5 protein-coding genes are annotated in these 8857 nt (G+C 68.5%); 4 read left to right on the forward strand and 1 reads right to left on the reverse strand.

What is annotated here, in order from left to right:
• Nucleotides 1–159 precede the first annotated feature (159 nt).
• From smc to def, 4 genes are read left to right on the forward strand one after another with little or no spacing between them, the layout of a single operon-like run.
• Nucleotides 160–3675, forward strand: a complete 3516-nt coding sequence (gene smc / locus BM115_RS19140; protein WP_092297592.1) for a chromosome segregation protein SMC — start codon at nucleotides 160–162, stop codon at nucleotides 3673–3675.
• 1 nt (nucleotide 3676) lies between these two features.
• Nucleotides 3677–5038, forward strand: a complete 1362-nt coding sequence (locus BM115_RS19145) for a cell division protein ZipA C-terminal FtsZ-binding domain-containing protein (protein ID WP_092297595.1) — start codon at nucleotides 3677–3679, stop codon at nucleotides 5036–5038.
• Nucleotides 5039–5049: 11 nt separating this feature from the next.
• Entirely contained in the window at nucleotides 5050–7203 is a 2154-nt protein-coding gene (gene ligA / locus BM115_RS19150; protein ID WP_092297598.1) for an NAD-dependent DNA ligase LigA, read from the forward strand.
• Nucleotides 7200–7733 carry a peptide deformylase gene (gene def, locus BM115_RS19155; RefSeq protein WP_092297601.1) on the forward strand — a complete coding sequence of 178 codons (534 nt, stop codon included), beginning with the start codon at nucleotides 7200–7202 and terminating at the stop codon, nucleotides 7731–7733. The genes ligA and def overlap by 4 nt, the downstream gene beginning before the upstream one ends.
• A gap of 50 nt (nucleotides 7734–7783) precedes the next feature.
• Here the strand turns inward: def and BM115_RS19160 are convergent.
• On the reverse strand, nucleotides 7784–8857 hold a 1074-nt coding region (locus BM115_RS19160; protein ID WP_143093922.1), incomplete at its 5' end, for a pseudouridine synthase.

The raw sequence follows: 8857 nt of genomic DNA on the forward strand, positions 1-8857 counted from the left end.
CGATAAAGCGGCCGGACGAACGGTGCGCGATGGTATGATTACCGCCAATCTAATCGGGCCCCAACGGGTCGCATGAGACGTAGACGTCACGTCGCGTCGAGCGCCTCCGGGGCAGCCCGGCTTTTCCAACATTCGTAACGCCCAAACCACACGACAACCGTGCGACTGTCCTCGATCAAGCTGGCGGGCTTCAAGTCCTTCGTCGATCCCACCAATTTTCAAGTGCCCGGCCAACTGGTCGGCATCGTCGGTCCCAACGGCTGCGGCAAATCCAACATCATCGACGCCGTGCGTTGGGTGCTGGGTGAGTCACGCGCGTCCGAACTGCGTGGCGAATCCATGCAGGACGTCATCTTCAACGGTTCCACCGCGCGCAAGCAGGCCGGGCGCGCCAGCGTGGAACTGGTGTTCGACAACGCCGAAGGCCGCGCCGCCGGCCAGTGGAGCCAATACGCCGAAGTGGCCGTCAAGCGCGTGCTGACCCGCGACGGCACCTCCTCGTACTACATCAACAACCAGCCGGTGCGCCGGCGCGACATCCAGGACATCTTCCTTGGCACCGGCCTCGGGCCGCGCGCCTACGCCATCATCGGGCAGGGCATGATCTCGCGGATCATCGAGGCCAAGCCCGATGACATGCGGATTTTCCTGGAAGAGGCCGCGGGCGTCTCCAAGTACAAGGAACGCCGCCGCGAGACCGAAAACCGCCTGGGCGACACGCGCGAGAACCTGACCCGCGTGGAAGACATCCTGCGCGAACTCGGCGCCAACCTCGACAAGCTGGAAGGCCAGGCCGAGGTGGCCCAGCGCTTCAAGACGCTGCATGCCGACGGCGAGGAAAAGCAGCAACTGCTGTGGCTGCTGCGCAAGCGCGAGGCCCAGGCCGAGCAGGAGCGCCATGCGCGCGCCATCGAGCAGGCCCAGATCGACCTGGAAGCCCAGACCGCCCAGCTACGCCATGTGGAAGCCGAGCTGGAGACGATGCGCGCGGCGCACTACGCCGCGTCGGACGGCATGCACGCCGCACAGGGCGCGCTGTACGAAGCCAATTCCGAGGTCAGCAAGCTCGAAGCCGAGATCCGCTATGTGGTGGAGTCGCGCAATCGCGTGCAGGCGCAGATCGCCGCGCTGACCACCCAGCGCGAGCAATGGCAGGGCAAGGCCGAGCAGGCCACCGAGGAACTGGCGCAGGCCGAGGAAAACCTCGCCCTGTCCGAGGCCCGCACCATCGAGGCGCAGGACGCCGTGGCGCAGAAGTCCGACGAACTGCCGACGCTGGAAGGCCAGTGGCGCGATGCCCAGCAACTGCTGAACGAGCAGCGCGCCGGCATCATGCAGGCCGAGCAGACGCTGAAGCTCGAGGCCGCCCAGCAGCGCAGTGCCGACCAGATGCTCCAGCAGCTGGAGCAGCGCAAGGAACGCCTGTCACTGGAAGACAAGGGGCTCGACCGCCCCGACGAGACCCGTCTGGAAGAACAACGCGGCGAACTGGCCGAGCAGGAAGCGATGCTCGAGGAAGCCCAGGCCTTGCTGATGGACAGCGAGGACCGCGTGCCGCGCCTGGACGGCGAGCGCCGCAGCGCGCAGGAGCGCGTGCAGAGCGAGGCCGCCGCCATCGCCGCGCTGGAAGCCCGCCTCTCCGCGCTGCGCCAGCTGCAGGAAAACGTGCAGACCGAAGGCAAGGTCCAGCCGTGGCTGGAGCGCCATGGTCTGGCCGAGCTGCCGCGCCTGTGGAAGAAGGTTCATATCGAGCCGGGCTGGGAAAACGCGCTCGAATCCGTGCTGCGCGAGAAGTTGGCCGCACTGGAAGTGTCCAACCTGGACTGGGTCAAGGCCTTCCTGTCCGATGCCCCGCCCGCCAAGCTGGCCTTCTACTCGCCGCCGTCCGCCGCGCGGCCCGTGGACGCGCCGGCCGGCCTGCGTCCGCTGATGTCGCTGGTGCAGATCACCGAGCCGGGCATCCGCGCGGTCATGCAGGACTGGCTGGCCGACATCTACACCGCCACCGACATGGCACAGGCGCTGGCCGGGCGCGGCACGCTGCCCGAGGGCGCGCAGTTTGTCGTCGCCGAAGGTCACCTGGTGGGCCGCAACGCGATCCAGATCTACGCTGCCGATTCGGAGCAGGCCGGCATGCTGGCCCGCGAGCAGGAAATCGAAAACCTGCAGAAGCAGGCGCGCGCGCAGATGCTGCTGTCCGACGAGGCCAAGACCCAGGCCGTGCGCGCGGAGTCGGCCTACACCCAGGCCAGTCAGGCGCTGGCCGAGGCCCGCACCCGTGCCGAGCAGGCCACGCGGCGCGTGCACACGTTGCAGATGGACGTGCTCAAGCTGTCGCAGGCGATGGAGCGATTCTCCGCCCGGAGCGGCCAGATCCGCGAGGAACTGTCGGAGATCGAGGCCCAGATCGAGGAACAGCGCGCCGTGCGTGCCGAGTCCGAGGCGACCTTCGAGCAGCACGACACCCAGCTGGCCGAGATGCAGGCGGCTCACGAAGACCACCAGATGGCCTTCGAGGCGCTGGACGGCAAGCTGACCGGCGCGCGCCAGCAGTTGCGCGATTTCGAACGGGCTGCGCAGGAGGCGGTGTTCGGCGAGCGCAATCTGTCCGGCCGCATCGACGAACTGCGCCGCAACATCCAGATGGCGGCGGACCAGTCCGAGCGGATCGCCGAATCGCTGGAAAACGCACGCGTCGAGCTTGAGACGATCAACGAGCAGACCGCCCACACCGGCCTGCAAGAGGCGCTGGAAGTCCGCGCCGAGAAGGAAGAGAAGCTGTCGGCGGCGCGTATCGAACTGGATGCGCTGTCCGCACAGCTGCGCCAGTTCGACGAACAGCGCCTGGCCGCCGAGCGCAGCCTGCAGCCGCTGCGCGACCGCATCACCGAGTTGCAGCTCAAGGAGCAGGCTGCGCGCCTGAACCAGGAGCAGTTCACCGAGCAACTGACGACCGCGCAGGTCGACGAGGTGGCGCTGGCCGAGAAGCTGACCGGCGACCTGAAGCCGTCCTACCTGCAAGGCGAGGTCACGCGTATCAACAACGCGATCAACGCGCTGGGCCCGGTCAACATGGCCGCGCTCGATGAACTGTCCGCCGCGCGCGAGCGCAAGACCTTCCTCGATGCCCAGTCGGCCGACCTGAACGACGCCATCAACACGCTCGAGGACGCCATTGCGAAGATCGACCAGGAGACGCGCGCGCTGCTGCAAGGCACGTTCGACCAGGTCAACCATCACTTCGGCGAGCTGTTCCCGCAGCTGTTCGGTGGCGGCCAGGCGCGCCTGATCATGACCGGCGAGGAAATCCTCGATGCCGGCGTGCAGGTGATGGCCCAGCCCCCGGGCAAGAAGAACTCGACGATTCACCTGCTGTCCGGCGGCGAGAAGGCGCTGACCGCGATTGCGCTCGTGTTCGCGATGTTCCAGCTCAACCCGGCGCCGTTCTGCCTGCTGGACGAGGTGGACGCGCCGCTCGACGATGCCAATACCGAGCGCTACGCCAACATGGTGGCGCACATGTCCGACAAGACCCAGTTCGTGTTTATTTCTCACAACAAGATAGCGATGGAGATGGCCCACCAGCTGATCGGCGTGACCATGCAGGAGCAAGGCGTGTCGCGGATCGTGGCGGTGGATATGGATGCAGCAGTGTCTATGGCGGAGGCCGCTTGAGATGGAACTGCAAAACGCTCTGATCATCGCCGGTGTCATCCTGTTGCTGTTGCTGGTGGCGTACAACCGGTGGCAGATCCACAAGGCGCGCCGCGTGCGGCCGCTGATGCCTGAAGACGACCTGCCGCCCATGCGCGAGCCGGTGGTGGGCAAGACCGTGCATCCCGAGACGGCCGCCAAGCTGCAGGAGCTGCCGCCCGAGCACATCGCCCGGCGCGAGCCCACGCTGGGCGAGGCTGGCAAGATGGCCAGGCCTGAGGTGAAGCCAGCCACCCGGCAGGAGTCGAAGCACGACGCCGAGGTAGCCACTGCCACCGCCGCCGCGCATGCAGCCGCAGGTTCGGCCGATGCGGACGAGATCGTCGCCGACGAAGTGGCCGTGGCGGCATCGCCGGCCATGGCACAGCCTGCCAGCCGGAATGAGCAAGCCGACGAGGACAGCGATCAGGCCCAAACCGCCACCGTGGCGGCGCCCGCGCCGAAGCCCGCCGCCCCGGAGGCCGCCCCCGCTGCGATGGACGGCCAGCCGGCCCAGGCCGTGATCGACCCGCTGATCGACTGCATCGTGCCGATGCACCTTGAGCGCAAGGCGTCTGGCGACCGCATCCTGCCGCTGACGGGCCGGCTGCGCCGCGCCGGGACCAAGCAGGTCCATATCGAGGGCCTGCGTGCCGAAGCCAACGCCTGGGAGCCGGTGACCGCCGGCCACCAGTACGAGGACATCCAGGTCGCCGTGCAGCTGGCCAACCGCAGCGGCCCGCTGAACGCGCTGGAGTTCTCCGAATTCGTCAATGCCGTGGAGGCGCTGGCCGAGGCGCTCGATGCATCGGCAGACCTCCCCGACATGACCGAGACCGTCGCCAACGCCCGCGAGTTGGACGGCTTTGCCGCCGGCGCCGACGTGCAGCTTGGCGTGAACGTGATTTCCGATGGCGCGCCGTGGTCGGCCGCCTATGTGCAGACCGTGGCCACGCAGGACGGGCTGGTGCTGTCCCGCGACGGCACGCGCTTCATCCGCTATGAACCGGGCGCCGATGGCGTGCAGAAGCCGCTGTTCACGCTGCAGTTCGGCGACACGAACTTCCTGCGCGATGACCTGACCGTCAACGCCGGCCGCCAGATCACGCTGCTGCTGGACGTGCCGCAGGCCGCGCAGGCCGTCAAGCCGTTCAAGACCGTGTGCGAGTACGGCTACAGCCTCGCCCAGCGCATGGGCGCCCAGCTCGTGGACGACAACATGCGGCCGCTGACCGAGGCTTCGTTCGTGGCGATCTTCGCCCAGCTCGAAAAGCTGTACGAGAAGCTCGAGGCGCGCGGCATGCCCGCCGGCTCATCGGCGGCCCAGCGCCTGTTCAGCCTGTAAGGAAGCCTGCCATGACCGCCAAGACTCAGGGCGCGCAGGCTCCGGCCTCCGCGCCCCCCGGCGCGTTGCCGGCCGACGCCGCCGCCACCGCGCGCGTGCAATGGCTGCGCGATGAACTCGATCGCCACGCCTACCAGTATTACGTGCTCGATGATCCGTCGATTCCGGACGCCGAGTACGATGCGCTGTTCAGCGAACTCCAGGCGCTGGAGACCGAGCATCCCGACTTGCTGACCGACGATTCGCCCACGCAGCGCGTGGGCGGCGCGCCGCTGTCCGCGTTCGACTCCGTGCGGCATCGCGTGCCGATGCTGTCGCTGAACAACGGCTTCGCCGACGAGGACGTCGTCAATTTCGACCGCCGCTGCGCCCAGGGGCTGGGCCGGACCGCCGCCGCGCCCGCGCCGGCTGACGACCTGTTCAGCGCCGCCGAGGCGACCGATCAGGCCGTGGAATACGCCTGCGAACTGAAGTTCGACGGTCTGGCCATGTCGCTGCGCTATGAGGACGGCAAGCTCGTGCAGGCCGCCACGCGCGGCGACGGCGAGACCGGCGAGGATGTGACCGTCAACGTGCGAACCATCAAGGCGATTCCGCTGAAGCTGCGCGGCAAGGCGCCGGCCGTGCTGGAAGTGCGCGGCGAGGTCTTCATGTACCGCGCCGAGTTCGACAAGCTCAACGCGCGCCAGGCCGAGGCCGGCGAGAAGACCTTCGTCAATCCGCGCAACGCGGCCGCCGGCAGCCTGCGGCAGCTCGATCCGCGCATCACGGCCAAGCGCCCGCTGTCTTTCTTCGCCTACGGTATCGGCGAGTTGCAGGGCGCGGACCGGCCCGCCACCCACAGCGTAATGCTCGACGGCTTTGCCGGGCTGGGCCTGCCGGTCTGCACCGAGCGCCAGGTGGTGAAGGGGGCGCAGGGCCTGCTGGCCTTCTATCGCGATATTGGCGCGCGCCGCGACCAGCTGCCGTACGACATCGACGGCGTGGTCTACAAGGTCAACGCGATTGCCGAGCAGGAGCAGCTTGGCTTCGTCTCGCGCGCGCCGCGCTTTGCGCTGGCGCACAAGTTCCCGGCGCAGGAGATGACGACGACCGTCGAGGACATCGAGGTGCAGGTGGGCCGCACGGGCGCCATCACGCCCGTGGCGCGGCTCGCGCCGGTGTTCGTGGGCGGCGTGACCGTGACCAACGCCACGCTCCACAACGAGGACGAGATCCGTCGCAAGGATGTGCATATCGGCGATACGGTGATCGTGCGCCGAGCCGGCGACGTGATTCCCGAGGTGGTGGCCGTGGTGCTGGAACGGCGCCCGGCTGACGCGCGCGCGTTCGTCATGCCGACCACCTGCCCGGTGTGCGGCTCGCACGTGGAGCGGCTGGAGGACGAGGCCATCGCCCGTTGCACCGGCGGCCTGATCTGCGCCGCGCAGCGCAAGCAGGCGCTGCTGCACTTCGCCCAGCGCCGTGCGATGGACATCGAGGGCCTGGGCGACAAGGTGGTGGAGCAACTGGTCGATCTGGGCATTGTCCGCACCCCGGCGGACCTCTTCAAGCTCGGCGTAGCCAAGCTGGCCGCGCTGGACCGGATGGCCGACAAGTCGGCGACGAACCTCGTGGCCGCCATCGACAAGTCGCGCAGCACCACGCTGAACCGCTTTATCTTCGCGCTGGGCATCCGCCACGTGGGCGAGGCCACGGCCAAGGATCTCGCCAAGCACTTTGGCAAGCTGGACAACCTGCTGGCCGCCGACGAGGCCGCGCTGCTCGACGTCAACGACGTCGGGCCGGTGGTGGCGCAGTCGATCGCCAACTTCCTGGGCGAGCCGCACAACGTGGAGGTGGTCGAGCAACTGCGCGCCGCCGGCGTACACTGGCCGGAGAGCGAGCCTGCGGCCCGCGCGCCGCTGCCGCTGGCCGGCAAGACCTTCGTGCTGACCGGCACGCTGCCGACGCTTTCGCGCGAGGACGCCAAGGCGCGGCTGGAAGCGGCCGGCGCCAAGGTGGCCGGCTCGGTGTCGAAGAAGACCGACTACGTGGTGGCTGGCGCCGAGGCGGGCAGCAAGCTCGAAAAGGCGCAGGCGCTCGGCGTGGCGGTGATCGACGAGGATGGCATGTTGGCGCTACTGGCCGACGCCACGGGCGCACAACCGGAGGACGCGCAATGATCCGTGACATTTTGAAGATGGGAGATTCGCGCCTGACGCAGGTGGCGCGGCCCGTGACTGCGTTCAACACGCCCGAGCTGCGCGTGCTGATCGACGATATGTTCGACACGATGGCGCACGCCAACGGCGCCGGCCTGGCCGCGCCGCAGATTGGCGTGGACCTGCAGGTGGTGATCTTCGGCTTCGACAGCAACCCGCGCTATCCGGACGCCCCGATGGTGCCGAAGACGGTGCTGATCAATCCGGTGCTGGAACCGCTCTCCGACGAGATGGAAGAGGGCTGGGAAGGGTGCCTGTCGGTGCCGGGGCTGCGAGGCGTGGTGCCGCGCCATGCCCGACTGAAGTATTCGGGATTCGACCCGATGGGGAACCCGATCGAGCGGGTGGCCGATGGCTTCCATGCGCGCGTGGTGCAGCATGAGTGCGACCACCTGATCGGCGTGCTGTACCCGATGCGGGTGAAGGACTTCACGCGCTTCGGCTTCACCGAGGTGCTGTTCCCGGAGCTGCCGGCGAACTACGACGATTGAGGCGGCTGGCCTCCCTCACCGCTTGCCGGCGAGGGAGGCGCAACCTGACGTCAGAACTTCTCGAACGCCCCCAGGAAGCGCCACTGGCCCGGCGGCAGGTCGCCCAGCACGATGCGGCCCATGCGCACGCGCTTCAGGCCCACCACGCGCAGGCCAACCTGCTCGCACATGCGGCGAATCTGGCGCTTGCGGCCTTCGCGCAACACGAAGCGCAGCTGCTCCTCGTTCTGCCAGCTCACCTTGGCGGGCTTCAGCGGCACGCCGTCGAGCGACAGGCCGTGGCGCAGCCGCTCGATCTCCTCGGCCGGAAACACGGTGCTGATGTCTCGCTCGACCGGACCTTCCGGCGATTCCCAGACCACGCGGACCAGATATTCCTTCTCCACATTCGAGTCGTCGCCGATCAGCGCGCGTGCCACGCGGCCGTCCTGCGTCAGCACGAGCAGGCCGGTGGAGTCGATATCGAGACGGCCAGCCGGGGCCAGGTTCTTGCGCTGCCACGGCTGGAAACGCTTGCGGGTGGGGTCTTCGGCCCACTGGTTCTCGGGCGCGAACAGCACGGCGGCCGGCTCGTAGCCGTCTTCGGCCTGACCTGAGACATAGCCGACAGGCTTGTTGATCAGCACGGTCACGCGCTCGCCCTGTTCAGAGCGGGCGGCCTGCAGGATCTCGATCTCGGCGTCGGGGCGGACGCGCGAACCCAGTTCGGTCACGGCCTTGCCGTCCACGTGCACCCAGCCACGCGGAATCCACTCGTCGGCCTCGCGGCGCGAGCAGAGGCCCAGCTCCGACATGCGCTTGGACAGGCGGATGAGACCGTCGTCGTTGGCCTCCGCCTGCTGCCGGACCGGCTCGCGCGCCTCGGCGCGGGGCGCCGGACGCTCGGGTCGCACCGGACGCGCACGATCGGCGGTGTCGCTGAAGCGACGGGTCGGCGCGGCAGGACGGCGCGCGTCATCGCCATCGGCACGACGCTGCGGCGGACGGCGCTCGTCATCGCCATAACGGCGCGGCGGGCGGGCTTCGTCCTCACCGAAACGGCGCGGACGCGGCGCGCCGCGGTCGTCATTGCCGAAGCTGCGCTGGGGCGGACGGCGGTCGTCGCCGCTGAAACCACGCTGCGG

Source organism: Cupriavidus sp. OV096 (genome assembly GCF_900115455.1).
Taxonomy (GTDB): Bacteria; Pseudomonadota; Gammaproteobacteria; order Burkholderiales; family Burkholderiaceae; genus Cupriavidus.

What these genes read in the sequence shown, in the direction of transcription:
- ligA (WP_092297598.1), top strand. Translation starts at nt 5,050, where the DNA reads ATGACCGCCAAGACTCAGGGCGCGCAGGCTCCGGCCTCCGCGCCCCCC.
- BM115_RS19145 (WP_092297595.1), top strand. Translation starts at nt 3,677, where the DNA reads ATGGAACTGCAAAACGCTCTGATCATCGCCGGTGTCATCCTGTTGCTG.
- def (WP_092297601.1), top strand. Translation starts at nt 7,200, where the DNA reads ATGATCCGTGACATTTTGAAGATGGGAGATTCGCGCCTGACGCAGGTG.